This is a genomic window from Bacillus pacificus (assembly GCF_020861345.1).
GTDB classification, from domain to species: Bacteria; Bacillota; Bacilli; order Bacillales; family Bacillaceae_G; genus Bacillus_A; species Bacillus_A pacificus.
This window is the reverse complement of sequence record NZ_CP086328.1, coordinates 1,327,251-1,352,480: the sequence shown is the minus strand read 5'-3', so window position 1 is coordinate 1,352,480 and position 25,230 is coordinate 1,327,251. Positions and strand designations below refer to the sequence as shown.

Below are 25,230 nucleotides of genomic sequence, written 5' to 3'. Positions count from 1 at the left end.
CCTACCCTTTATTCGTTTCAATATTCCGAATTACATAATGGCAAACTTGGCACGTATAAATTACGTTTTGATTCGATTGAGCCGTTAGTACATGAATAATCTCAGCAGAATTGTGACAATTAGGACAAATCACAACTGGTAAACGTTCCATATAACACACCTCCTCACTATTTTCATCCCGCTATTTACAATTGGTGATGGATAATAAACAGTATAGGCCGAAGAAACCCTACTAATTACACTTTCACTTTATTACCATTGTAGGAAAAATGAAAAATCCTTATACATATATACTAAAAGTAATAGAACTAAAAAAGGTGTTGCCCTATGGCAACACCTTTTTTATATGTATCAAGAAATGATATCGTAAATCTCAATTGCAACCATGTCGATATTATCGAATTGATACACTTGAGGTTTTTCACCTTGTTGATACACTTCTAACTCATACATTTCACTTTTATCGAAAAATTTCACGCTACATTTGCGCTCACCGTTCACTTCAAAATAGCGTTGTGCTACTTCACCGCTTTCAGCTTGTTCTTGTAGACTAACAAGTCGAGTTAAAATTCCTTGGAGTAGAGACATGAAATCTCTCCTTTCTCTGATCTTCCTACCAATAGGTTTTACAGCTATACTCATTCTATCCGTCATAACAGAAAAAATGTTCCACACTCTAGGATAAAGGTTATTGGCCAGAAACTCAACTAAAAATTTGTCGAAATACGAAGGAAAAAACAGAAAGAACATCTTTTCCCTTCTTTATTGCGATTTTTATACTGGAAGAATATAATAAAAAACAGTAAAAAGGAGGAATTGCAATGAAAAAAATTGAGGTTTACACACAACCTGATTGTCCGCCATGTGTTATTGTGAAAGAATTTTTAAAGCATAATAACGTTGTATACGAAGAATTTGACGTAAAAAAAGACGCCGCTGCTCGCAATCGTCTTTTATATGACTATGATTCTTATTCAACTCCGACGGTTGTAATTGATGGAGAAGTTGTTGCTGGTTTTCAAATTGAAAAATTACAACAACTTCTTAATATAGAATAGGAATAGGTAAAGACCTATTCCTATTTTTATCCCGCTATATTTTGGAAGTATGCATCTGATTGTGGCAAGTTCATATTAAACAGGATATGCCCTGATTAAAGTTTCACTTTATAATTGTTGTAACCTTTTTATTTCAGTTAAAAGTTCTTGGCTTTCATGATATCCGGCCAATTTCCATTTCCCTTGATCTCTTTGCAATGTTACAATTTGATATTGTCCACTTTTCGCCCGCTCATAAACATATAAAATTTTATGCTCTTCATCATATGACATTTTCGTTTCTGAATTAAAAGAAAATGGCGCTTCTTTTGCTGGAAGTAAATATTCACCACTTTGTTTATCACTTCTACTATTTTCATCTGTAAATACTTGAAGGAAATTCTCTGTAAAATATGGTGATAACGTTTCTATCATCTTATTCATCGGCAAACGCTTCCCACGAATTGAAAATTGGCTTTCATAGCCTTTTTGTATCGTTACAAACACTTCTTTCCGATCGACTTTCACTTCCTCTTTTCCTAAAACAGTTGTAACACTATAACCAACTAGAAAGGCAACACATACAAATAGAACTAACCATATTCCATATTTCCTCATTTTTTCACCTTCCTTTTTAGAAAACTTGTCTTTGTAGTATTCATTGTAACAATGATTATGCAAAGAAAGGGCTGGTTTCGTTCGTAAAATCTTTACAACGATAGACAGCATTTTCGGCACCATTTTCACTATTACCAATTTATGATAAAAACAAACAAAAAATGCACGAATCTCTTCGTGCATTAAAATAAAACATCTTCTTCATATAAATATTCATACGATAAATCTATAAATAAAAAGTTTTCATCATCAATCGGGAAAGAAAATGTTCGTACCATCTCACCGGTTTCAATATCAGCATATAAATCTGAAAGTCTTGCCTTATTCTCAAAACGCATTTTCATAATATTCTCTAGAAAATACGGGCGCCAACTCCAGTTCTTCATGTAATACTCAGGCATCACAATCCATTCCCCATCTTTTTTCATAACGTTTCCTGATTGTTGGAAACCATCTTCGTTACAAATAAATATACGAAAACTACATTGTGATACACTTTGGCTAAATTGTAATAACCAATCATTTATATCTTCATTCTTTTTCTGTTTGGCTAAAACATCGCCAATTCGATCACGTAACATTTCTGTTAAATTATAAATCTTTTGTAGTTTTTTCTTCTCATGTTGAATAAATTGATGACACTCATTACCAAGTCGTTCTTTCAAAACGTTCGTTTCAATAAAATCAGGTAAGCATTCTTTCAAATAATTCCCTTGATAGTACCTACCACCGTTTTTCCATGCATATTGTAATTGATAAAAAGCATCTATTTCTTCATATAACAATGTCGCACCAATTCTTCTAGCAAGTAATGATAAAGAATATAAAATATCTTGATAAGATTGTAAAAGTGCAGTTTGCCTTAAATTTGTTAAATCTACTTTTAAAATATCAGGTGCTAACACGCTAATACGTTCTAAATTACTTGTACCTGTTCCGACTTTATTAATCGAAATTTGAATACCATATGTACGATAATACATAAGCAAATGATTAAATTGCTCTATATCTTCTTTACATTCATGTTCTGTAATTTCTAAAACAATGTTTTTCAAATTTAAACCTTGTTTTTCATACATCAATAAAAGTTGAAGCAAACTTTCATCATCATCGTTCATCAATACGTTAGCATTCCGATGTATAAATAATAATAGTTTTTGATCACTTTCTAAATAACGATTTAAAGCTTTTTCTACTATAATGTTATCCGCTTCTAGTTGAAACTCACTTGGAATAGAGTCATCATGAAAGAAAGAAGCTAAACTTTGTATGCCCTCTTCTGTTTGAATACGCCCTACTACTTCATATCCAATTACAGTATGTTCATCAGCACTAAAAATTGCTTGATAATAAGGAAGGACTTTATCCAAGTTACTCATTACATCTAATGCATCTATCAACGTGCTTCCCTCCCTTTACTTTTCAAAAATTATAACATGATATTTACGGAAAAATAATAAAAAATCCCTTCAGTTTTCCTGAAGGGATTAGAGGGGTAAAATGCTAAGGGGAATTAGCAATTCTACTATGAAGAAAAAAGAGGTCTTAAATATAACGTATATATGACCTCTTGTAAACACTTTTCTTTCATATGTCACAATTCCGTCACATTTTCCTTATCCCTTTTAAAATGGATATTGATGTAAATGTTGTCCTCCATCCATTGTCATACAAGTTCCATTTATGTACGCAGCTTCATCTGAACATAAATAATAAGCTAGACCTGCAATTTCTTCTGGCGTACCAAGTCTTCCAAGCGGAACACTTTGTATCGTACGCTTAGCCATTTCTTCTGAAATCCATAATTTATCAGCACCGCCCGTACGTTCAATTGGTCCTGGCGCAATAGCGTTAACTCGGATTCCATATTTACGTCCCCACTCAACAGCGAGTGTCTTCGTCATTGCTAATACTCCAGCCTTCGCTGCAGCCGAATGAATAACTCCCGGACCTGCATCCCACGCATATGTTGCTACCATGTTAATAATATTTCCTTTTATACCTTTTTCAATCCAATATTTTCCGACAGCCTGGCTACAGTAAAATGTACCGTTTAACACAATATTAATAACCGAATTCCAGCCGTTCACAGATAAATCTTCTGCTGGACAAATAAAGTTTCCAGCTGCATTATTGATTAAAATATCAATTCGTCCAAACTTCTCATCAATCTGTTCAATCATTTTCTGAATATCATTCGTATTTCTTACATCCATTTGTACCGGTAATATTTGTCCTGGAAATTGTTCAATTTCCAATTTTGTTTCCTCTAGTTTTTCCTTTGTACGTCCTGTAATAACAACTCGTGCCCCTTCTTTTGCAAAGCGAGTCGCCATTCCTTTTCCCATTCCGCTCGATCCACCTGTTACAATAACTACTTTTTCTTTCATATATATCCCCCTCCAAAAAATGAATACACATTCATTTTATCATTTTATTTAATAGAAATCTTTATATTTTTAAACTTTTCTGATATTTTAACGTAAAGAGATTTCTTTTTATTCACTTTTTCGTTATCTATACTACTTTTACATGATTTAAAATATATTAAAAAAAACGAAAGGAGATTTGAGTAACCTGTAAATGTAACGAACACATGTAATATAAGACAAATAGGTATACTCATATTTTTATGAAGAAAATTACGAGAAGAGATTTTTTAAAAACTGGAATGCGTACTTGCCTATATTCATTTATAACGACTAGTATCGGATACTATTACGCTAAATATATTGAGCCTCATCTGCTCTCTTTTACAGAACATACATTGAAATCACAACTCATACCAAAAAGCTTTCACGGTATGAAGATTCTTCAATTTAGCGATTTACATCTCGGGTACTATTTCTCTCTCCAACATTTATCTCAAATCGTTTCTAAAATTAATGCTGTAAAACCCGACATTGTTCTTTTTACTGGTGATCTCATTGATAATTATCAAACATATACTGACACTCCTTTCGTTGCATCTATTTTAAAAAATATACAAGCACCCTTCGGTAAATTTTCTATTTATGGTAACCATGATCACGGCGGATATGGAACGGAATACTACGAACACATCATGCGTGAATCTGGATTTGAACTGTTACTAAACAGTGAAAAGAGAATCCGTCTACTGGATAATAGTGAAATTTCAATTTTCGGTCTTGATGATATACTATTAGGCAAACCAAAAATAAAGGAGACACTACAGCGCGCTCGGAAAAACATTTATAACATTGTTCTTGTTCACGAACCAGATATTGCACCGCAAATTGCTACATATCCGGTTAACTTACAACTTTCTGGTCATAGCCATGGCGGACAAGTACAAATCCCTTTTTTAGGCGCTATTATTACCCCAGCACTTGCTAAAAATTATGTAGAAGGTTTCTATACGATCCAAGATTTAGCTCTCTATGTCAATCGCGGCCTTGGCAGAACACGTGTCCCATTCCGATTTATGGCAAAACCTGAGATAACAATTTTTACACTCCAACATTCGTAATCATTCGCCTATTTTCTTACATATCCTTTCTTGTACGCGCTCATCCATGTTTCATTTACCATATGATAAAAGTGAGTCCAATAAAGGAGGTTTGTTCATGTATCCATATTATCAACCAATCCCAGTCCGTTCAGCACCTATTGGTCCAGTAGGCGACTCACGCTTCTTTCCGTTTTTTGGCGTCCCATTTCTAGCTGGTATTGCTGGTGGACTGCTTGGCGGAGCATTAGCTTTCGGTCCTAGACCGTATTACCCACCATATCCACCACCTTTCCCACCGCCGACACCTTATCCTTGTTATGGCGGACCTTGTCAACAACCATTCTATTATTAATGTACCGCAACAATTCTACTAATGTTATTTCCTTTCTTAACCGATTCATAATCCATTAACATGCTTATAATAAAAAGTATTCTCTCTACGCATCCTTTATAATAAGTAGAGAACAAAGTAAAAAACCTCTTAAAAAAGAGGTTTTTTACTTTGTTCTCATTATTCAGCATCTGTGTTTTGATACGCCATCTTAAATAACTTCACTTGGCTATCAATCTCTTCTGCCCCATTATTAATAACATAATAATATTCACCGTCTTTATTTTGTTCACGTGTTTTCACATTATCAGCTAAAGTAAGCTGTAAAATCGCCTTAATTCGTGCCTTCATTTCAATATCTAATATCGGGAAAGATATTTCTACACGTTTCTCCATATTTCTTGTCATCCAGTCAGCTGAAGATAAATATATTTTCTCTTCTCCATTATGATGGAAATAATAAATACGGCTATGTTCTAAATATCTCCCGACAACACTAACTACACGAATATTTTCACTTACATTTGGAATACCAGGTCGTAGGCAGCATGTTCCTCGAACGATGAGCTCTACCTTTACTCCAGCTTGTGATGCTTCATACATTTTTTTAATAAGTGGTTTATCAGTTAATGAATTCATTTTAGCAATGATATATCCATTTCCATATTGCCTATGATAACGAATTTCTTCATCTATTAAATCGATAAATTGCTCTCTTATATCAAATGGTGCAACCGATAAATGATGAAAATGCGGCTTTGTTGTATAACCACTCAAATAATTAAAGAAATTTGTTGCATCGACCCCAAAGTCTTTTCGTGATGTAATATAGCCAAAATCAGTATATAGCTTTGCGGTTGCATCATTGTAATTTCCGGTTCCAAGATGTACGAACCTTTCAATTTTTCCGTTTTTTCTTCTTACAACTAGCGTAATTTTACTATGTGTTTTCAAATGACTTACACCGTAAATCACATGACAACCCGCCTGTTCTAATTCTTTAGCCCAATGCACATTATTTTCTTCATCAAACCTTGCCTTTAACTCAACTAATACCGTCACTTGTTTCCCTTTTTCAGCCGCTACCTTTAGCGCCTGAATAATTGGAGAATCACCACTTACTCGATATAATGTTTGTTTGATCGCAAGTACATTCGGGTCGTCTGCTGCATCACGAACAAAATCAACTACTGGCTGAAACGATTCAAACGGATGATGTAATAAAATATCATGCTCAATTGCTTTTTCGAATACATCTTCCGCATCCCCTAAATCTTGAGGTCGTTGCGGAATAAGAGCCGGATATACTAAATGTTCATATAAAGGCGCTAGTTTTTTATATAAAGAAAATAGACATGTTAAATCTAACGGTCCATCCATTATATACACATCTTCATCTTTTACTTCCAACACTTCATATAATAACGCTAATACTCTTTCATCAATGTGTTCTTTGCCAACTTCTAAACGTACAGCAGCTCCCCACTTACGCTTTTTTAATTCTTTTTCAATTACTTTTAATAAATCTCTCGCACCTTCTTCATGAATCGTTAAATCCGCATTGCGTGTAATACGGAAACGAGTAACAGATGATACTTTATATCCAGTGAATAATTTATGAGTAAAACCACTAATTACATCTTCTAATAAAATAAATTTATGCTTTTGCCCTTCACTCGGTAAAAATATGAAACGTTCAAGTAATGAAGGAACTTGTACAATTCCTAACTTCGTGCGGTTTTCTTCCTCCACTTGTTTCTCATCATATAAAAGAGTAGCTAAATTCAAACTTTTATTTAATAACATAGGAAATGGACGATACGCATCGATAGCTACAGGTGTTAAGACTGGGAAAATTTGCTCATCAAAATACTCTTCTATAAATTCTCTTTGTTCTTTCGTCAAATCATGGAATGTTAAACGCTCAATCCCCTCTAACTCTAACGCTGGCAACACATAATTTTTAAACGTATCATATTGTACAGTCATTAATTCATGGGCCTTTATCGCAATTTTATTTAATTGCTTTTTTGGTGTTAAGCCAGCCTTATTTTCTGGTTGGTTAAACCCAGCGCTCACTTGATCCTTCAATCCTGCTACACGTACCATAAAGAATTCATCTAAATTGGAGCTAAAAATGCTAATAAACTTTAATCTTTCTAAAAGCGGATTCATCTCATCCTGTGCTTCTTGTAGTACACGTTCATTAAATGCTAACCAACTTAGTTCTCTATTGTTGTAATAAGCTGTATCATTTAAATTGACTATATTCCCCTTCAACATTTCCATCCTCTTCACACTTCCCTTGAAACTTTTTTACTATAATTTAGTTACTTTCATTTTAACAAATTACAATATTCCAAAGTGTTATTTTTTTGTAAAGACATCCGTACAACTTAGTGTTTTGATTCGAAGAATAAGTTAATATTCGTTTTCAATACTCTTTCCAGCTGCTTTTTTTGCTTTTCAGCTTGCACTTTTTCCGCTAATGCCGATTGCTCACATACAATTTTAAATGTTAATCCTTCTTTACTTTCTGTTATAGATATCGATTCAACAAGCGATCTTTGTCTTATATTTAGAGCTGCTGAAAATTGTAAAACAGCCCCTAATAGGCGGATTTTTTTTTGTTCGTTTTTATCAAACCATCCTTCAAACGGAGACAGATGTTGTTTGAATAACATTTTTGATTTATAAGACGCAATAAGCGCTAATCTAACTCGCTCTTTATGCATCATACCATCAATTGTTTTATTTGCTAATAAATAAAACGTATGTAAGCGGCTCGCTTCTTCGTCTATATATTTGCCTATATTAAATACTTTCGCTGCTTGATGGAACACTTCCCAGTCTTTTACTGACATAGAAATCAGCCCTGTTTCTTCAAGCTGTTGACAAATTAATCTTCCATGTTTAATAAGCTGCATTACAAATTCCATGTCCATTTCATATTCATGTGATAATAAATACAAACTTTCTTCGACCACGTTCGGATAATATGAAATCCCCAAATCTTTTGTCAACTCTTCATAGAAAACACCTTCTCTTAATCCTTTTCTACTTAATACAAATGCTGGTGCCTCTATAACATTAACAAGCGTATGAAATACTTCGACTGCGGGAACAATTGTATCCGCTCGATCTTTTGCCAATCCTTCCAATTTTTGAAGTTCTATGAACGACAAGCCTTCCAATTCTTCTTTCACATTTTTAATATCTTCTTCTTTCATCTTGTATAAATGTACTCCTGCTATAGGATAACAAATTAAATTTTGATGAATTTTCACTAAGTTCCTCGCACTACCACCAATTGCAATAAGGGGTAATTTCTTATCAATTAACCATGGTAATGTTCGAAATTGATATTCTAGGTACGTTTGAAGCTTGTCCAACTCTTCTTCAGTAGGTATATCCTCTTTAATAAATTGTTGCTTTAAAGAAAGTGCCCCAAAAGGAAAGCTATGATACTCTAAAATCTCTCTATTTCGAAAGTATGTAACTTCCGTACTTCCTCCACCAATATCTACTGTAATCCCTTCCGAGAACGAAGTTGAATTCATAACCGCTAAATAGCCGTAACGTGCTTCTTCATATTCTGATAATACTCTAAGAGTAAAGTCTGTTTGTCCTTCAACAAGTTTTTTAATTTCCTCTTGATTCTCAGCCTGCCTAATTGTTGCTGTTGCAACACAAAGTACATGGCGCAACTGATGGAATCGTGTACTTTCTTGAAATTGAAATAATGTTTGTAACAATACCTCTATTCCTTCTTCAATCAACACACCATCGACTAAGTAATTCCTTAACCTTGCAACCACTTTCGTATTCTCAATCTCTTTATAAAAACCTCCGTTTTGCTTTTCATAAATAACTAAACGCATTGTATTAGATCCAATATCTATAATGGCATATTGCTGTTTTAATATTTCTTTCAAACTTCTCACTCTTTCATTATCAAATTTCTAAAACACATTCTATTACTATTATACAAAATAGTTGTTTTTTGTAACAATATTGCTTTAATATTGAAAATATATACAATCACTTTTTGCATATAATAAAAATCGCTTTTACTTATGGTATAATAATGAAAAATTGAAAGGAGATTTAATATGAAACCTTCACAACCACAATCTCAATTACAAAACCAACATTCTATTAATCGACTAGCTCAATCTATTTTCGTTGTGAATCGTCATGCTAAAGCTGCAACTAATCCGAAGTATTTATACTGGTTAAAAAAGACAGCTTTAGAACGCTTAATTACTGAAAAAAAAGCTATTAAAGAAGGATTACATTTCTCTAGAAATCCACGTTTTAGCCAACAACAATCTGATGTTCTTATACGTTTAGGTGATTACTTTTTCCATATTCCTCCTACAAAAGAAGATTTTCGAATCCTACCACATCTCGGTCATCTTGAATCCTCCTATCGAAATCCGAAAACAACCTTATCTTTAACAGTAGCAAAAAAAACACTTCAAGATTATATTGGTCCTGAAGCGCTAAAACAAGAAAAAAAATTAAGTGAACCTGTCCCATGGTATAGTCGTACCTATACAAAAAAATAAAACAGTTTGGCCAATTGTAGGCCAAACTGTTTTATTTTTTCTCTTCTTTAATTTTAATATTTGCTTGTTTATAAAAAGCTATTTTTTCTGTATTATAAGATTTCGTAAATTCATTAAACTTGTCTTTTTCTGATTCAATATCTTTGTAAGACTGATTTACTACTTTTACTTTTTCACTAATATCTTTTAATTTTGTACCTTTATCTTGTAGCATTGTATATAATTCTTTTTCTTGTTTTAACGATTTATTATAGCTATCATACATTTTGTTAAATGAATCATGTCGTTTCTCATATGTGCTTTTCACTTTATCCGCTTGATCTTTCAATTTCTTATCTTCAATTTTCTTCACATATTTATCTGCCGATTTCACTTCTTCTTGTGCCTTATTTAAAGATTCTTTTTCTTTTTTAAGCACTTTTTCTCGTTCATCTGTATTTTTCACTGCTTGGTTTAGTTTTTCCTTAACAGTTTGATTATTATCTTTTCCTTCTTGAACAATCTGGTTATATAATTCTTGTCCCTCTTTCTCTAAAGTTTCAAGTTTTTTTGCATCTTCAAACATTGTTTTTTCTTGCTTTGCAGCATTTTCAAATGCAACATATAATTCCTCTTCTGGTTTCGGCCCGAAACAACCCGCTAGTAAAGTCATTGATAATGCAGTTACAATTGCTAATTTACTATATTTCAACATCTTTTTCCTCCTACTTATATACGATCATCGTGTAAAAAGCTATGAAATTGTATAACCTTCTATAAACTCCACACTCGCACCTTTTTCACGAAAATCATTCATATTGTTTATAATGCTTGTACAAATTGTATTACTTGAAATTACATTTTCCGTTTTTGGACTAAATAGCAGTTCCATATCCATCTTTTACTTGGCACTTTTTAAAACCTATTGATATTATGTATTACACAAAAGTACAACGGAATTCATCACAACCATACTAATTTGAAGAACAACAGTAATCATTCACCTGATAAAAGATGTTCGTTGTTCTCTCACGTCTATCATTCTATCATTCCCTTTCCCGCTTTCTATCAAATAATCTCTTTGTTCATTTTACACAGTATAAATGCTATCTTGCAACTATTCCCTAAAAAGGAAAAGTGTAGAGTATGCTTTCCTCTACACTTTTAAAGTGAAACACATTGTGCAAAATGCATTGACACATCCATCATAATTATATGCCTATTTCATATATTTTTAAAGACTTTTATTACAAAAAAAGTCCTTTTTGTAATAAAAGTCAAAAAAATGTTACAATCAAAACTTCTTCATATCATATTTCTTTACATCAAAGTTTTACTTATTTTTTTACGAATTTCTATGCTGGTACAATTGATTTTGTGCCTTTCTTAACAATTCTTCAAACGTTTTTCCTTCTATTGGATAACTAGCAGCCCCAAATAATAGAGTCATACTTAACAAGCCATTTTCTATTTCACTTTCAATATTTTTCATTAATCGGTTTGTTATTGTCGATTTTTCATGTCCGTTATCGATCGCCACAATAACATACTTATTTTCATCCCACTTCGTAACGACATCGCCTTTACGAATTGTCTTTACAATCGTACTCTCCAACTTTTGTACTAACACCTCCAATTTTTTTTCTTGCACTGTTTCTTTTAGTCCTTTCCATTCTTTCACAGAAAGAATGTACACTGTAATATTATGAGAATCTCGTTCTGATAAAGCAGCTACTTTCTCAAAAAAATCAACTACAAAATCATTACTTGCCATTCCTCCTACTTCCGTATCCATACGCCCACTCGCTCTTTTATCATACCAATGTCCAAAATAATAGCTGAGTATCATTTGCAATATATAAATAATAAAGACGGTATAAAATGATCGCGAATCCAGTTTTGTAATTACATCCTGAAGCGCAATCCATTCTGTAACTGCCACTGTATTCCCAAGTAATAATCCACTAATTTTCCCTTTATGTTTCATACTTCGCCTCCCTTCTATACCAATATATGTTTCTATAACAATTATGTTTTTCTACAAAATAAAAAATGTACATATTGAGTGTACATTTCCGCTTAAGCTTGTCTACCATTTCTATTCTATTTCATATATACCATACATCATTTTAGAAATATGGTGACCTACATGCTACAAAAGAAAAATCTATCAGATATTATACGTTTACTATCGGGGTTTCTGTTGTCGCTAAAATTACTATTTAATTCTTTCGGAGTAAACTTCATTACATATAATCAAATTGACGCTATTGTAAATATGGATCGAACAAAAAAGGAACCTTTCATACAGGTTCCTTTTTATCATTGCCGTACAACAACTTCATTTGTTTGCAGCGGACCATATGATACTCCGTTATATTGAAATGTATATGTAGCCTGAAATAGTGTGTTTTTGAGTTCTTTATCTTTATTTGCTTTTATTTTACAAATTAATTCTACCTTCTCATTTGGTAATAAATTATCGATTCTCCACCTTACAAGCTGGAACAGAAACTCGCTCATTCCCTTATCAGCCTTTAATGAATTTGGAATATATGCAAAATAATCCCGAATCATATGACTTACTACAACTCGTGAAATCATTTTCATTCCTTTATTTTCAACTTCAATTCGAATAATAAGTATGTCGTTTACATCACAGGTCAGTTCATATGAAAATTTTTCTTTATACATACTACGGATTTGTAATGTAACTGCTACGTTAGGACATTCGTTTTCCTTTTTTGAGCCATCAATCCATAATACCGGTTGTAGCGGTATTGAACGCCTTCCTTGATCCGGAATTCGTTTCCATATTTTCATAATAATATTCACCCCATTTCAGATGCATCATATCCATACGACCTTATTCTGCCTCTCTACACAATATTAATAAAGCTCGTTACAAACGATATATAGTTATTACTCTTCCTTTTATCCTATTCGACAAAGTAAAGAAAAAACCATTTTTCATCTGTTAACAGCAGGTATTCTTACTGAAATATTTTTTTACAATTTCCTTCATTGACTTTTTACCAATACTAAGTATTACTCACTCTTTCGCTGTCCATACAACAGAATATTTTGACGGAAAAAAAGTTTGCCTTTTAGTCAAATTTGACTATAATATTCTTTATGGCTTTGTCAGTGCACTTGTGTAAATTGATTTTAAAAAATATATTTATAATTTTTATGCGCTGCACTCAAAACTTAATATAGTTTACTTATTATTAAAGGAGGGTTATCTTTGGAATCTCAATTATCAAAAAAAGACTCCAGCAAGACAAAATTTGTTGTTGCGGGTTTACTACTTGGTATTTTAATGGCTGCAATGGATAATACAATCGTTGCAACAGCAATGGCAACAATCGTTGGAGACCTAGGAGGATTTGACAAGTTCGTTTGGGTTACGTCTGCATATATGGTAGCAACAATGGCAGGGATGCCTATCTTCGGAAAACTTTCTGATATGTATGGACGGAAACGCTTTTATATTGGTGGCCTTATTCTTTTCTTGTTCGGTTCTGCACTTTGCGGAACAGCATCTAGTATTGAGCAACTAAGTATTTATAGAGCAATTCAAGGAATTGGTGGCGGCGCTCTTATGCCTATCGCCTTCACTATTATGTACGACATATTCCCACCAGAAAAGCGCGGAAAAATGACAGGGCTATTCGGTGCTGTTTTCGGAACATCTAGTGTATTCGGCCCTTTATTAGGTGCTTATATTACAGACTATATAAGTTGGCACTGGGTCTTCTATATTAATATTCCATTAGGACTTATTTCCTTCTTCTTCATTACGAAATATTACAGTGAATCTCTAGAATTTAGAAAACAAAAAATTGATTGGGCTGGCGCTATTACACTTGTTATTAGTATCGTTTGCTTAATGTTCGCCTTAGAACTTGGTGGTAAAGAATACGCATGGAATTCCACTGTGATTATCGGCTTATTTACAACAGTTGTTATTATGCTTATTATTTTCTTCTTCGTAGAACGAAAAGCAACCGAGCCTATCATTTCTTTCCATCTATTTAAAAAACCTTTATTCGCAGCTAGCCAAGGTGTTGCCTTTTTCTATGGTGCCGCTTTTATCATCTGTACAGTTTATATCCCAATCTTTGTTCAAGGTGTTCTCGGTGGTTCAGCCTCAAATGCTGGGTTAATTTTAACACCTATGATGATTGGCTCTGTAATTGGAAGTCAAACGGGTGGACAGTTAGCTTCTCGAACAAGTTATCGTAACATTATGATGGCATCTGGAGTTTTCTTCGTTCTTGGCATTTATTTACTAAGCACTTTAACAATGGATACACCTCGCCTACTCGTAACACTATTTATGGTTCTCGCTGGACTTGGTGTTGGTTTCTCATTCTCAGTTTTAAGTATGTCTTCGATTCACAAATTAGAAATGAGAGACCGTGGTTCTGCTACATCAACAAACTCATTTTTCCGTTCACTCGGTATGACTCTTGGTGTAACAATTTTCGGTACAATTCAAAATCATATTTTTACAGATAAACTAAACACTCTCTTCCCACCTGAACTAGCAAAATTAGCTCCAAAGGGTGGAGACACAAGTTTCTTATTATCACCAGGTGCTACCGATAAAATACCAGCTGAAATATTAACTGGTATTAAAGAAGCTCTAGCTACATCTATTGCCAGTACATTCTTCTGGGCACTGATCCCGGCTGTACTAAGTATTATTTGCATTTTACTTATGGGAAATGAGCGTCTTTTTACAGGACCAACAACGAAACAAAAACAAAAGCAAGTAAGCTAATATAACGGCATATCCCTTTATGAAAACGGATATGCCGTTTATAATATGTATAAAGTTTATATATATAGGGGTTGAGACACATGCCCATCAACTTAAGAACGAAAACAAAATGAACTTTCGTTCAAACAAACTAAAAAACACGTAATGTACTTTTGGTATTGAAAAGTACACACACCAAATAAACTCTAACGAGTTTCATTTTAAAAATTATGCAGCTTTCTTTTGTTTTCCAAACCCATTATACTCATAGACAACACCCATAATATCAAAGATAGTTTTCTTCTCATATCGATGAGATTTCCGTCCATTCTTCTGTAGGAGGTCGAACAAACGGATTAAAATCTTTGTTAGATTTTGGGTGTTTCTCTGTATCGCTTGATATAACAGCGATACATGATCTTGAATCATCCCAATGGCTTTATATTCACTTAATTCTCTTTTGTTCTTTTGCAAAAGAAGTTTACGCATCTTAAACATCGTAGAAGAACAGATAAAGATGGCAATAAGTCTTCCATACACATGACATTCTAATCGCTCTTTTTTGATAGTTTGCCAATGATGAATTTGAAATAAGGATTTCCACGTTTTAAAAATAATTTCTATTTGCCAGCGAAGGGAGTAAAAGTCATGTATTTGTTCCATCGGAACAACTCCTTCAGGCGTATTTGAGACATATATGTTGATACCCGTTAATCGTTTACTCTTTTCTGAAAATGTAATACCCTTTTTACTTTCAGTGTAACTTTGTTTTTTTCTACGTTCCTGTATCTGTTTGTCTGTTAAACGATAGATAATTACACGTGTGAATAGTTTTTGATTCTTTCCAATGTAAGCTTCTTTTATTTCGTATGTTTGACCGGGTTTTAAATTGTTCATAATATGTTCTAAATCAACTTGGATATACTGTGATTGCTTTTTTACGGTTCCGTTTCGAAAGTATTCTGGAAACGGATTTTTTACATACACGGTATGGTTTAATTTTAATCTGGATATATAATAAGCACCTCGTTGATCCATTTGATCTAAGTCTTCTAATGAAAAATAACCTAAATCACGGATACATAAATCGCTTGGACGTAATGTGTCTAAGCATTCTGTTCCAAAGGTCTTATCATTATTTTTTCCTGGACCTATCTGAAAGTTTAGAAACTGTCCGCTATGTAAGTCATATTCTAATTGAATCTTGATACCCGCTGTTTGTGCACAACCACCTGATCCAGGATATACATGGGCTAAATGTTTTGGTACTTGGAAAATCGTCGCATCTAAAATACGAATTCGTTGAAAATACGTGAGCGCCGCGCTTGAAATGGCCGATGTTTCACAGATTTTACTTTTCCATAATGCCGAAAAAATATATTTCAAAAATTCAACCGCTTTTTTATCAAAGCGTTTATTGAGTCCTTCTGGACTCATAAGAGTGCCTGTGGCCGCATGTAATTGACTGCATAGTCGAACAAGCGAGTCACTCGCTGTACGTTGACTTACCCAAATACATATGGTAGCTAATTCATTTCCAGAAAACTTTCGTTTTCTTTTTACAAAACCCAATTCTTTTGCGAGTTCTTCCAAAAGAGAAGGGGTTAAATGACGATACAGTTCTTCAGAAAATAGTTGTAATTCATCTTGAATCGAAAGATTCATAAAAAATGTCACCCTTTCTAGCTAGCTTTTTAGAAAGAATAACGTTTTTTGTCACTTGGGGGTAGTGAAAATTCTTAAGTTGATGGGCATGGGGTTGAGACAGCATGAGCATGAAATTAGTCATTCTCGGCTTGCTACTCGAAGGGGATAAACATCCATATGAAGTGCAGCACATAATGAAAGAACGACAAATGGACTGTTATATTAAATATGCAAAAGGATCACTTTACTATGCCTTTGAGCAATTAGAAAAACAAGGGGCAATTCGTGTTACAACTATTGTTCGAGATACAAATAGACCAGATAAAACAATTTTTCATATAACAAACGAAGGTAAACGTTTATTTCACACATTATTATTAAAACAATTCGAGGCAAAAAATCAAATATATAAACCAATTTATTCGGCACTCTCTTTCGCTCATTTTGGTGATGATCAAGAGTTAATTCCTATTTTAGAAAAAAAGAAAAATGATACCGTTCAATATTTACATAACATGCAAACTATTTATGACTGTAGCAAAGGAAAAATCCCACGCGCACAACTATATATTTTGCAAAGCGTTATTGAACATATTACAGTTGAATTGCAATGGTTAAACACCCTTCTTGCAGATGCTGTTGCCGGGCGACTTTCAGAAATTGATATAGATGTGGATTAAACTTTCAAAATAGAAACTGTAAAATGACAATATAGTTATTTTATTTCAAATTCTAAAACAAATATAACTCCATTCTAATTTAGGATGGGGTTATGCTTGTTTAATTTTCTATATAAGATAAACCAATTATTTAATAACATAACTGGCATCTTATGTATGTATAGGTACCCATTTCTTTATCAATTTAATCGCACTTTATTTCAATTCTCCTCATGTTTCTCCACTCTAAAAAAATCAGAAAAATACAAATAATTAAAATAAAAAAACTTTAGAATTTTCTTATTTCAAAACAGTAGACAAAATTCCAAAAATTGTGTTAGAATTTGTTTCAATATCATATCGCTTGTTAAATTCCTTTCAAAAGGAAAATGGGTACACGAACAGTTTGTTTCGTGTTTAAAAGGGAAGCTTGGTGAAACTCCAACACGGTCCCGCCACTGTAAATGCTGAGATTTCTTTTTAATGCCACTGTGAAAACGGGAAGGTGAAAGAAATCATATGAAGCATAAGTCAGGAGACCTGCCTGTTTTAACAACACTGATAGATTCACGGATGATGATGAGGTGTTAAAACAAAAAGGAAGGCTTATTTTCTATGCCTTTATGCTTTTTGTTATAGGTATTTCCTAGTAAACGGAAATGCTTACTTTCAATTGGGGAGGAATTTGAAATGGCAATTCAAACAAGTAACTTAGGTTATCCACGTATCGGACTACAACGAGAGTGGAAAAAAACATTGGAAGCTTTTTGGTCTAATAAAATTGATGAAGAACAATTTTTAACAACAATGAAAGAAATTCGTCTTCAACACGTTAAAGCACAGCAAGAAAAAGGGATTGAACTTATTCCAATTGGCGACTTTACATATTACGATCACGTTTTGGACACTGCTTATATGCTAGGATTTATCCCATCACGTTTTTCTGAGTTTACATCTTACCTTGATGTATATTTCGCAATGGCGCGTGGCTCTAAAGATCACGTAGCTTCCGAAATGACAAAATGGTTTAACACAAACTATCATTATATCGTTCCAGAATATGAAGAGGGATTACAAATCTCTTTAAAAGATAATCGTCCACTTCGCTTATACGAAGAGGCAAAACAAGAATTAGGAATAGATGGAAAACCTGTTATTTTAGGACCATATACTTTCTTGAAATTAGCTAAAGGCTATACACAAGAACAATTTGCTACTATTTTAAAACAGTTAGTTGCACCCTACGTACAACTGCTTTCAGAACTACATGCAGCTGGTGCACAAATCATTCAAGTTGATGAACCGATTTTCGCTTCTTTAACGAAAGAAGAAGTTCAACAAGCAAAAGAAATTTATGAAGCTATTCGTAAAGAAGTTCCAAATGCGAATCTTCTTTTACAAACATATTTTGATAGTGTAGAAGAAAACTATGAAGAAATTATTACATTCCCAGTATCAAGTATTGGATTAGATTTCGTTCATGGTAAAGAAGGTAATCTACATGCTATTTCAAAATATGGATTCCCAGCTGATAAAACTTTAGCTGTTGGTTGTATAGATGGCCGTAACATTTGGAGAGCCGATCTTGATGAAGTTCTTACGTTATTTACAACGTTACAAAAACAAGTCCAAACGAAAGATTTCATCGTTCAGCCTTCTTGTAGCTTATTGCATACGCCAATCGATAAAACAGAAGAAACTCACTTATCGACTGAGCTATTTGATGCGTTGGCATTTGCAAATCAAAAATTAGAAGAGTTAGTTCTTATTCATTCCGCTCTAACTCAAGGTACAGAAAGCATTCATAATGAGCTGGAAACATATCGAAATGTACATCATACAATTCGTTCATCTGCTGCACGTAACCGAGAAGATGTCAAAGCAGCACGAACAGCATTAAAAGAAGAAGATTTTTCACGTCCTCTTCCATTTGAAAAACGATATGAATTACAACAAGTTGCCCTGAAGTTACCGTTGTTACCAACAACAACTATCGGTAGCTTCCCGCAAACAACTGAAGTTCGCCAAACGCGAAAAGAATGGCGTAACGGTGCTATTTCAAATGAACAATATGAACAATTTATTGAAAAAGAGACAGAAAAATGGATTCGTTACCAAGAAGAAATTGGTCTTGATGTTCTTGTACATGGTGAATTTGAAAGAACTGACATGGTCGAATATTTTGGTGAGCGCCTTGCTGGTTTCTCATTCACTAAAAACGGTTGGGTACAATCATACGGTTCTCGCTGCGTAAAACCACCTGTTATTTATGGTGATGTAGCCTTTATTGATGGAATGACTATTAAGGAAACTGTTTATGCACAAAGCTTAACAGAAAAAGTTGTAAAAGGAATGTTAACTGGACCTGTTACGATTTTAAATTGGTCCTTCGTTCGAAATGACATTCCAAGAAAAGAAGTTTCATATCAAATTGCATTAGCTCTTCGTCACGAAATTGAACGACTTGAATCTTCTGGAATTCGAGTAATTCAAGTCGATGAGCCAGCACTTCGTGAAGGTATGCCACTAAAAGAAAAAGATTGGGACGCTTATATTACATGGGCAGTACAATCCTTCCTTTTAGCAACTTCTTCTGTAGCAAATGAAACACAAATTCATACTCATATGTGTTACAGTAACTTCGAAGATATCGTTGATGCGATTCGCGCATTAGATGCAGATGTGATTTCTATCGAAACATCAAGAAGTCACGGTGAATTTATTGATACATTAAAACATACAACATATGAAAAAGGCATCGGTCTAGGTGTATATGATATTCATAGCCCACGTGTACCAAGTAAAGATGAAATGTATAAAATCGTAGAACAATCTTTAAAAGTATGCGATCCTAAATATTTCTGGATTAATCCTGATTGTGGTTTGAAAACGAGAAGAACAGAAGAAGTTATTCCAGCTTTAGAGCACATGGTGCAAGCGGCAAAAGACGCTCGTTCCTTGCTAAAAACAAACGCATAATAAAAATGGGGTATCCTTTTTGAGGATACCCCATTTTTTATTCTTTACTTTCAAAAAAGAATTCATATTGTATTTTATATAATTCATCATCCGTTGGTTCTTCAAGAGGTGTTGCTTGTAATACAACCGTATACTCACCATTTGGAATAGGAATTTGAAATTTATTTGAAAGAATACTTGCTACAACGATACATTCATTTTCAACTGTAAAAGGAACTGTAACCGTTCTAATCACTTCTTTTTTCTCAATATGTTTCCCTAGGGTCACTTTTACTTCACAAGTATAATCAGAAAGTGCTTCAAAAATAACAGTTCCATCCGCCTTCGCATAACCTCTTTCAAAATCTTCATCCGTCCAGTCAACGTAAGGCTGATCACCGTCATAGTTCATCAACATTAATTGCGAATACGAAATTGTTAACTCCATCGTTCCCTTCTCCTTCATTATGAAATATGCAACTACTACTTTACGTCAAATTTCACACGCGTACCATCTGGGTATTTATCTAACTTATTTCCTACCCAAGAGCCTGCTCCGCGGTTATCGGCTGGACTTATATATTCAATATGCGCTCCTTTTCCGCCTTCTTTACACATCGCCATTGGCCATTCATCACGATCATACCCTTTTTTTGATGGGTATGGAGCTAACGATAATTTTCTTCTATCCGCAGCACCACCACGGTCGATTGTACAAACTTCTGAATGTCCTTCTTTTATAGCATCCGTAATATGTTTCCCTGTCTCTGGATATCGATCTTTCGGAAATTCTAGAACTTGATCATACGCATTTGTTTTTTTAATACTTGTTTCCTCTGGAACAAGCACTTCATACACCGCTACTACAATAGAAAGAATTGCAATAATTGAAATGATAATACCTTTTAATTGTTTCATGTATACCTCCGTGATTCTACCTGTTTCTTTTCCTCAGTTATCACGCATTAACGAGCAGTAAGACCCCCACCTCAAAATTCAGCGAAAGCAAAGAAGTTAGGTGGGGGATTAACTGTCCGTAAAAGCCCGATTGGTGAGGGCTGATAATCAGTGGTGGATGAATAAAACCCCCACTGATTAAAGTTTCACTTTATTATAACAAACTTATCCTGTATATGTTTTCAGACATTATTTTAGCTCTTCTTCGCCATTCCGCCAAAAACTCTCATTTTTCTTCATCTTTTCACTAATGCTGTAGAAAACTAATAACCTTCCGACATTCTTTTTCAAAGGAAGTCCTCATAAAAGATTGAAATGATATATACGATACTTTTTGGGGAGGAAATATCATGGAAGCTACCTATAAAACGAAAGATGTGACGAATAAAACAGGCATCCCAAAACATATAGTCCGCAAATATAGTCAACTGTTAGAGGAACATGGTTATATAATTTCTAAAACAGCTGATGCTCGTATTTATAAACTTGATGATTTAAAACTATTGAAATCTATACATGAAAGAGCTGCTACATTGCAGGAAGATATTTCAGAAACGATACCAATTATTTTAAAAGAAAAAGAGGCCCCACCTGTACCAGTTATACAAGATACGCAAGAAATACAACCGAAAGAAAAAGAAGATGGGCGTAACTTCGAGGAGTTCATGTTAAAACTTGAAATGCTCGCTCAACTAAATGAAGCCATTATTCATCAAAATTCTACCCTTATTACCCAAAATCGTTTAAAAGATGAAAAGCTAGATGAGTTGATGCAACAAGTTTATGTAAAAGAAGGATCTCAAGAAAAAATGCTACAAGAGTTAGTGGATCATGCCGCTCAAACAGATGCTCTGCAAAAAGAAAAGATGGACTTATTAATGAATCATATGTATAAACGAGAATCTAAACAAGAAGAAAAAATGAATAAACTCGTAAATCAAATTTATAATAAAGATAGCAACCGTGATGCACAACTTATGCAAGTAATTCGCGAAATTCAAGAAACAAAAAGATTAGTCGCCGCCTCAAAAGAACAAAGCTTTTTCCAATCATTTAGAAGTTTATTTAGCCGAACAAAACAAGAAAAAACAACTGAATAGCATAATATATTTTTTCTAATATAAAATAAAAAGTTACCTTCTATCGGTAACTTTTATTCCTTATTTCTTACAGCTGGCAATATAATAATCGCTTCAGTCCCTTTCCCACTTTCGCTTTTATATTCCAGCGTACCATTATGCGCTTGTAAAATACTAAATGTTACCATTAGTCCTAATCCTGTCCCTTTTTCTTTTAAAGAATAATACGGTTGTCCGAGCCTTGCTAATTGTTCTTTCGTCATCCCAACACCACTGTCTTTAACTCTTATTACAATCGTTTCATCTTTTTGCATAGCCGTTACTTTTAAATATCCTTTATTTCCTTGAATTGCTTCAATACCATTTTTAACAACATTCATAATAGCTTGCTTCAATTTCGTTTTATCACCGATCGTATAAAGACTTTCAGAAATCTCAACTTGCAAATATACACCTTGCATCGCTGCAAATGATGACATAAGAGTTGTCATTTCTATTAATTGAGCGGATAAGCAAATATGTTCTTTTTTCTCAATTTGTGGTCTTGCTAAATTTAAATAATCTGAAATAATTTGTTCTGCCCGGTCCAATTCAGCTAATACGAGACGCATATAATCCTTATTCTTCACATCTTCCGTACTTTCTAGCAATTGAATAAAACCACGAACAACAGTGAGTGGGTTTCGAACCTCATGTGCAACACTTGCTGCTAACTCACTTACAATATTAAGTTTCTCTGACTTTTGCATCTCTGTACGTAGTATTGCATTTTCATTTAAATATTCTGTTAAGTACACCTGAAATACCATTGTCATAACCATAATAAGCGAAGCAAATATATATCCGCTATATAAGTGCGAAACATATGGTGTAAATCCCTTTTCTAACAGAACGTTAATCATACCAATCACTAAAGAAACAAGTACGTACAATGATGAAATCATAAATGCTAAAATTAGCTTCTTATCCCTTGAAAATAGAGACCATTTCTTTGATAAAAATAATGGAACTATCAATAGAAATATTACTTCTATGACTGGAAGAAGGTTTATGCCCTTTAGCGCCCATTCATAGACAACAAAAATAACGGCCGGGATTAAACCAACAATCCCACCATATAAAAAACCACTAACAATTGGGATTGGGTGAAAGTTATACCCGCAAACGTCCCCAAAACAAATAGAGTATGTCATAGAGAGAACGAGTGTAATGCTAGATAAAAACATAATAAAGTAGCGGTTCGGCTTCGGAGGCATTTCTTGATAACGATTTAAACGAATCGCTTCGTATAAAAATAGTGGCAAAATAATGATGGCAATTTGGATCATTAAATCACGGATAAGCTCCATAGCCTCTCATCCCCTATATGTATTTTGATATGATTATATCATTTTACAGGTTTGTTTGTTTTAAAATTTTGATTTTTCTTAACATATTTGTTAATTCTTTGTTAACAACACATAATAATTGTTACAGATTTTCGAAATGAATGTAAACCCTGTACCAAATTTCTGCCCGGCAGTATACAATGAATACGGATTACAAAGAAAATAAAAAATACTTCATAAGACGGACAACTATAGCAAAATACAGCATATAATCCATACTATCTATGTTTACAAATAAGTGATCATTATTTTAGTAGGAGGAAGATAAATATGGCGGGTACTACGCTTGTTTTAAAAGAAGAAAATTTGGTCGTTCTAGAAAACGTTGAAAAATCAGTGTACGAAGAGTTACAGCATAAAACAGGAGAAGAAAATTGCACATGCGCTGTGAATGAATCAGTTGTTCACCTTGGCAAAGTATCCTCTGTACTTTGGAATGAAGATGAAATAGATTGGGAATACGGATATTAAAAAGTCGCTTACAGCGGCTTTTTTTCTATTATCCTTCTCTTTCTACATACCATATACGCAAGCGAAATGATAGAAAATATGTTAAAATGAATTTAATTTTCAAACGGAAGAAAGGGAGATACAATGGAACAATTCATTAACCCTAGAGTGAAGGACATCCAAATTTCTGGAATCCGTCAATTCTCTAATATGATTCAAAACTATGATAATCTTATCTCTTTAACAATTGGACAACCTGATTTTCCTACACCTTCTCTCGTAAAAGAAGCGGCAAAACGGGCTATTACAGAAAATTATACAAGCTATACACATAACGCTGGTTTACTAGAATTACGCAAGGCAGCTTGTAACTTTGTAAAAGATAACTACGATTTACATTATTCACCTGAAAACGAAACCATCGTTACAATCGGTGCTAGTGAAGCAATTGATGTTGCATTTCGAACGATTTTAGAGCCAGGAACAGAAGTCATTTTACCTGCCCCTATTTATCCAGGGTACGAGCCGATTATTCGATTATGCGGTGCAACCCCTGTATTTATAGATGTTCGTGAAACTGGCTTCCGTTTAACAGCCGATGCACTAAAAAATGCCATTACAGAAAAAACAAGATGCGTCGTACTGCCGTATCCTTCTAACCCAACTGGTGTAACTTTATCAAAAGAAGAACTACAGGATATTGTAAATGTTTTAAAAGATAAAAAGATTTTCGTCCTTTCTGATGAAATTTATAGCGAACTTGTATATGAACAAACACATACATCGATTGCTCATTTCCCAGAAATGCGCGAAAAGACTATCGTCATTAACGGTTTATCAAAATCGCATTCGATGACTGGCTGGCGTATCGGTCTATTATTCGCACCAAACTATTTAGCTGGGCATATATTAAAAGTTCATCAATACAACGTAACGTGCGCTACTTCAATCGCTCAATATGCTGCAATTGAAGCATTAACAGCTGCTAAAGATGCACCAAAAATGATGCGTCATCAATACAAAAAACGCCGTGATTACGTATATAATAGACTCATTCAAATGGGCTTAACAGTTGAAAAGCCAACAGGTGCATTTTACTTATTCCCATATGTTGGCCATTTAACATCTTCATCATTTGATTTTGCACTTGATCTTGTGAAAGAAGCTGGACTTGCCGTCGTTCCCGGAACAGCATTCTCTGAATATGGGGAAGGCTACCTTCGCTTGTCCTATGCGTATAGTATTGAAACTTTAAAAGAAGGCTGTGACCGTTTAGAAGCCTTTCTACAAAAAAAAGCTAAGAGTTAAACTCTTAG

The 25,230-nt window shown here is 33.8% G+C and carries 25 protein-coding genes and 1 riboswitch; of the genes, 11 read left to right on the top strand and 14 right to left on the bottom strand.

The annotated features are described in order from the left end of the window. Position 1: 1 nt before the first annotated feature. Both LMD38_RS07180 and LMD38_RS07175 read right to left on the bottom strand, forming a co-directional pair. Positions 2-151, bottom strand: coding sequence for a hypothetical protein (locus LMD38_RS07180; RefSeq protein WP_000440537.1), 150 nt, complete (start codon positions 149-151; stop codon positions 2-4). A 200-nt stretch (positions 152-351) separates the two neighbouring features. Then, positions 352-588: a YkuJ family protein gene (locus tag LMD38_RS07175; protein ID WP_000055151.1), complete on the bottom strand. Its 237-nt coding sequence runs from the start codon at positions 586-588 to the stop codon at positions 352-354. Between the two features lie 233 nt (positions 589-821). On the opposite strand from LMD38_RS07175, the gene LMD38_RS07170 reads away from it, so the two are divergent. Beyond that, positions 822-1,058, top strand: coding sequence for a glutaredoxin family protein (locus LMD38_RS07170; RefSeq protein ID WP_000717880.1), 237 nt, complete (start codon positions 822-824; stop codon positions 1,056-1,058). Positions 1,059-1,166: 108 nt separating this feature from the next. Here LMD38_RS07170 and LMD38_RS07165 read toward each other — a convergent pair whose 3' ends face one another. The 3 genes from LMD38_RS07165 to fadH form a co-directional block, all read right to left on the bottom strand. Beyond that, positions 1,167-1,655: a DUF3993 domain-containing protein gene (locus tag LMD38_RS07165; protein WP_001233820.1), complete on the bottom strand. Its 489-nt coding sequence runs from the start codon at positions 1,653-1,655 to the stop codon at positions 1,167-1,169. Between the two features lie 182 nt (positions 1,656-1,837). After that, a complete protein-coding gene (locus LMD38_RS07160) occupies positions 1,838-3,055 on the bottom strand; it encodes an EAL domain-containing protein (protein WP_000564304.1) in 1,218 nt (405 codons plus the stop codon). 225 nt (positions 3,056-3,280) lie between these two features. Next, positions 3,281-4,045, bottom strand: a complete 765-nt coding sequence (gene fadH / locus LMD38_RS07155; protein ID WP_062822403.1) for a 2,4-dienoyl-CoA reductase — start codon at positions 4,043-4,045, stop codon at positions 3,281-3,283. Positions 4,046-4,287: 242 nt separating this feature from the next. Between fadH and LMD38_RS07150 the strand changes: the two genes are divergently transcribed. Together LMD38_RS07150 and LMD38_RS07145 are read left to right on the top strand one after the other, a co-directional pair. Continuing rightward, a complete protein-coding gene (locus LMD38_RS07150) occupies positions 4,288-5,145 on the top strand; it encodes a metallophosphoesterase (RefSeq protein ID WP_000724516.1) in 858 nt (285 codons plus the stop codon). A gap of 97 nt (positions 5,146-5,242) precedes the next feature. Beyond that, positions 5,243-5,479: a hypothetical protein gene (locus tag LMD38_RS07145; RefSeq protein ID WP_000283744.1), complete on the top strand. Its 237-nt coding sequence runs from the start codon at positions 5,243-5,245 to the stop codon at positions 5,477-5,479. A gap of 159 nt (positions 5,480-5,638) precedes the next feature. Here the strand turns inward: LMD38_RS07145 and LMD38_RS07140 are convergent, their stop codons facing one another. Together LMD38_RS07140 and ppx are read right to left on the bottom strand one after the other, a co-directional pair. Then, positions 5,639-7,747: a polyphosphate kinase gene (locus LMD38_RS07140; RefSeq protein WP_014893533.1), complete on the bottom strand. Its 2,109-nt coding sequence runs from the start codon at positions 7,745-7,747 to the stop codon at positions 5,639-5,641. A gap of 107 nt (positions 7,748-7,854) precedes the next feature. Beyond that, complete coding sequence (ppx, locus tag LMD38_RS07135) at positions 7,855-9,393, bottom strand: exopolyphosphatase (RefSeq protein ID WP_000658869.1); 1,539 nt, start codon at positions 9,391-9,393, stop codon at positions 7,855-7,857. A 177-nt stretch (positions 9,394-9,570) separates the two neighbouring features. Here ppx and LMD38_RS07130 point away from each other — a divergent pair, with 177 nt between their 5' ends. Continuing rightward, on the top strand, positions 9,571-10,029 hold the full coding sequence (locus LMD38_RS07130) for a YkyB family protein (RefSeq protein ID WP_000804868.1): 459 nt from the start codon (positions 9,571-9,573) through the stop codon (positions 10,027-10,029). 31 nt (positions 10,030-10,060) lie between these two features. Here LMD38_RS07130 and LMD38_RS07125 read toward each other — a convergent pair whose 3' ends face one another. Both LMD38_RS07125 and LMD38_RS07120 read right to left on the bottom strand, forming a co-directional pair. Further along, positions 10,061-10,723 carry a YkyA family protein gene (locus LMD38_RS07125; protein WP_000922491.1) on the bottom strand — a complete coding sequence of 221 codons (663 nt, stop codon included), beginning with the start codon at positions 10,721-10,723 and terminating at the stop codon, positions 10,061-10,063. Between the two features lie 630 nt (positions 10,724-11,353). After that, a complete protein-coding gene (locus LMD38_RS07120; protein WP_000680842.1) occupies positions 11,354-11,995 on the bottom strand; it encodes a diguanylate cyclase domain-containing protein in 642 nt (213 codons plus the stop codon). 162 nt (positions 11,996-12,157) lie between these two features. Between LMD38_RS07120 and LMD38_RS28805 the strand changes: the two genes are divergently transcribed. Then, positions 12,158-12,391 (top strand): hypothetical protein, encoded by a 234-nt coding sequence (locus tag LMD38_RS28805; protein WP_041184695.1) that lies wholly within the window; start codon positions 12,158-12,160, stop codon positions 12,389-12,391. Here the strand turns inward: LMD38_RS28805 and LMD38_RS07110 are convergent. After that, positions 12,331-12,831 carry a hypothetical protein gene (locus LMD38_RS07110; protein ID WP_000708167.1) on the bottom strand — a complete coding sequence of 167 codons (501 nt, stop codon included), beginning with the start codon at positions 12,829-12,831 and terminating at the stop codon, positions 12,331-12,333. The genes LMD38_RS28805 and LMD38_RS07110 overlap by 61 nt on opposite strands. Before the next feature lie 424 nt (positions 12,832-13,255). Between LMD38_RS07110 and LMD38_RS07105 the strand changes: the two genes are divergently transcribed. Continuing rightward, complete coding sequence (locus LMD38_RS07105) at positions 13,256-14,797, top strand: MDR family MFS transporter (RefSeq protein WP_061183943.1); 1,542 nt, start codon at positions 13,256-13,258, stop codon at positions 14,795-14,797. Between the two features lie 207 nt (positions 14,798-15,004). Here the strand turns inward: LMD38_RS07105 and LMD38_RS07100 are convergent, their stop codons facing one another. Continuing rightward, positions 15,005-16,441 carry an IS4 family transposase gene (locus LMD38_RS07100; protein ID WP_001053964.1) on the bottom strand — a complete coding sequence of 479 codons (1,437 nt, stop codon included), beginning with the start codon at positions 16,439-16,441 and terminating at the stop codon, positions 15,005-15,007. 104 nt (positions 16,442-16,545) lie between these two features. On the opposite strand from LMD38_RS07100, the gene LMD38_RS07095 reads away from it, so the two are divergent. Together LMD38_RS07095 and metE are read left to right on the top strand one after the other, a co-directional pair. Then, a complete protein-coding gene (locus tag LMD38_RS07095; protein ID WP_062821079.1) occupies positions 16,546-17,103 on the top strand; it encodes a PadR family transcriptional regulator in 558 nt (185 codons plus the stop codon). A 353-nt stretch (positions 17,104-17,456) separates the two neighbouring features. After that, a riboswitch (cobalamin riboswitch) is annotated at positions 17,457-17,644 on the top strand. 128 nt (positions 17,645-17,772) lie between these two features. Beyond that, complete coding sequence (metE, locus tag LMD38_RS07090) at positions 17,773-20,061, top strand: 5-methyltetrahydropteroyltriglutamate--homocysteine S-methyltransferase (protein ID WP_062821080.1); 2,289 nt, start codon at positions 17,773-17,775, stop codon at positions 20,059-20,061. A 37-nt stretch (positions 20,062-20,098) separates the two neighbouring features. Here the strand turns inward: metE and comJ are convergent, their stop codons facing one another. After that, on the bottom strand, positions 20,099-20,488 hold the full coding sequence (comJ, locus tag LMD38_RS07085) for a competence protein ComJ (protein ID WP_061182412.1): 390 nt from the start codon (positions 20,486-20,488) through the stop codon (positions 20,099-20,101). Positions 20,489-20,523: 35 nt separating this feature from the next. Further along, complete coding sequence (gene nucA / locus LMD38_RS07080) at positions 20,524-20,958, bottom strand: DNA-entry nuclease (protein ID WP_000811499.1); 435 nt, start codon at positions 20,956-20,958, stop codon at positions 20,524-20,526. A gap of 389 nt (positions 20,959-21,347) precedes the next feature. Here nucA and LMD38_RS07075 point away from each other — a divergent pair, with 389 nt between their 5' ends. Further along, positions 21,348-22,097: a DUF3967 domain-containing protein gene (locus tag LMD38_RS07075; RefSeq protein ID WP_000388461.1), complete on the top strand. Its 750-nt coding sequence runs from the start codon at positions 21,348-21,350 to the stop codon at positions 22,095-22,097. 53 nt (positions 22,098-22,150) lie between these two features. On the opposite strand, the gene kinB is transcribed toward LMD38_RS07075, so the two are convergent. Next, positions 22,151-23,425, bottom strand: coding sequence for a sporulation sensor histidine kinase KinB (kinB, locus tag LMD38_RS07070; RefSeq protein WP_062821081.1), 1,275 nt, complete (start codon positions 23,423-23,425; stop codon positions 22,151-22,153). Between the two features lie 309 nt (positions 23,426-23,734). Here kinB and LMD38_RS07065 point away from each other — a divergent pair, with 309 nt between their 5' ends. Next, entirely contained in the window at positions 23,735-23,935 is a 201-nt protein-coding gene (locus LMD38_RS07065; RefSeq protein ID WP_000929285.1) for a hypothetical protein, read from the top strand. 123 nt (positions 23,936-24,058) lie between these two features. Further along, a complete protein-coding gene (locus tag LMD38_RS07060) occupies positions 24,059-25,222 on the top strand; it encodes an aminotransferase A (RefSeq protein WP_062821082.1) in 1,164 nt (387 codons plus the stop codon). Positions 25,223-25,230 lie beyond the last annotated feature (8 nt).

Coding starts and splice junctions, on each gene's coding strand:
- LMD38_RS07180 (WP_000440537.1), bottom strand. CDS start 151: ATGGAACGTTTACCAGTTGTGATTTGTCCTAATTGTCACAATTCTGCT.
- LMD38_RS07175 (WP_000055151.1), bottom strand. CDS start 588: ATGTCTCTACTCCAAGGAATTTTAACTCGACTTGTTAGTCTACAAGAA.
- LMD38_RS07170 (WP_000717880.1), top strand. CDS start 822: ATGAAAAAAATTGAGGTTTACACACAACCTGATTGTCCGCCATGTGTT.
- LMD38_RS07165 (WP_001233820.1), bottom strand. CDS start 1,655: ATGAGGAAATATGGAATATGGTTAGTTCTATTTGTATGTGTTGCCTTT.
- fadH (WP_062822403.1), bottom strand. CDS start 4,045: ATGAAAGAAAAAGTAGTTATTGTAACAGGTGGATCGAGCGGAATGGGA.
- LMD38_RS07150 (WP_000724516.1), top strand. CDS start 4,288: ATGAAGAAAATTACGAGAAGAGATTTTTTAAAAACTGGAATGCGTACT.
- LMD38_RS07145 (WP_000283744.1), top strand. CDS start 5,243: ATGTATCCATATTATCAACCAATCCCAGTCCGTTCAGCACCTATTGGT.
- LMD38_RS07140 (WP_014893533.1), bottom strand. CDS start 7,747: ATGGAAATGTTGAAGGGGAATATAGTCAATTTAAATGATACAGCTTAT.
- LMD38_RS07130 (WP_000804868.1), top strand. CDS start 9,571: ATGAAACCTTCACAACCACAATCTCAATTACAAAACCAACATTCTATT.
- LMD38_RS07125 (WP_000922491.1), bottom strand. CDS start 10,723: ATGTTGAAATATAGTAAATTAGCAATTGTAACTGCATTATCAATGACT.
- LMD38_RS07120 (WP_000680842.1), bottom strand. CDS start 11,995: ATGAAACATAAAGGGAAAATTAGTGGATTATTACTTGGGAATACAGTG.
- LMD38_RS28805 (WP_041184695.1), top strand. CDS start 12,158: ATGCTACAAAAGAAAAATCTATCAGATATTATACGTTTACTATCGGGG.
- LMD38_RS07110 (WP_000708167.1), bottom strand. CDS start 12,831: ATGAAAATATGGAAACGAATTCCGGATCAAGGAAGGCGTTCAATACCG.
- LMD38_RS07100 (WP_001053964.1), bottom strand. CDS start 16,441: ATGAATCTTTCGATTCAAGATGAATTACAACTATTTTCTGAAGAACTG.
- LMD38_RS07095 (WP_062821079.1), top strand. CDS start 16,546: ATGAGCATGAAATTAGTCATTCTCGGCTTGCTACTCGAAGGGGATAAA.
- metE (WP_062821080.1), top strand. CDS start 17,773: ATGGCAATTCAAACAAGTAACTTAGGTTATCCACGTATCGGACTACAA.
- comJ (WP_061182412.1), bottom strand. CDS start 20,488: ATGGAGTTAACAATTTCGTATTCGCAATTAATGTTGATGAACTATGAC.
- nucA (WP_000811499.1), bottom strand. CDS start 20,958: ATGAAACAATTAAAAGGTATTATCATTTCAATTATTGCAATTCTTTCT.
- LMD38_RS07075 (WP_000388461.1), top strand. CDS start 21,348: ATGGAAGCTACCTATAAAACGAAAGATGTGACGAATAAAACAGGCATC.
- kinB (WP_062821081.1), bottom strand. CDS start 23,425: ATGGAGCTTATCCGTGATTTAATGATCCAAATTGCCATCATTATTTTG.
- LMD38_RS07065 (WP_000929285.1), top strand. CDS start 23,735: ATGGCGGGTACTACGCTTGTTTTAAAAGAAGAAAATTTGGTCGTTCTA.
- LMD38_RS07060 (WP_062821082.1), top strand. CDS start 24,059: ATGGAACAATTCATTAACCCTAGAGTGAAGGACATCCAAATTTCTGGA.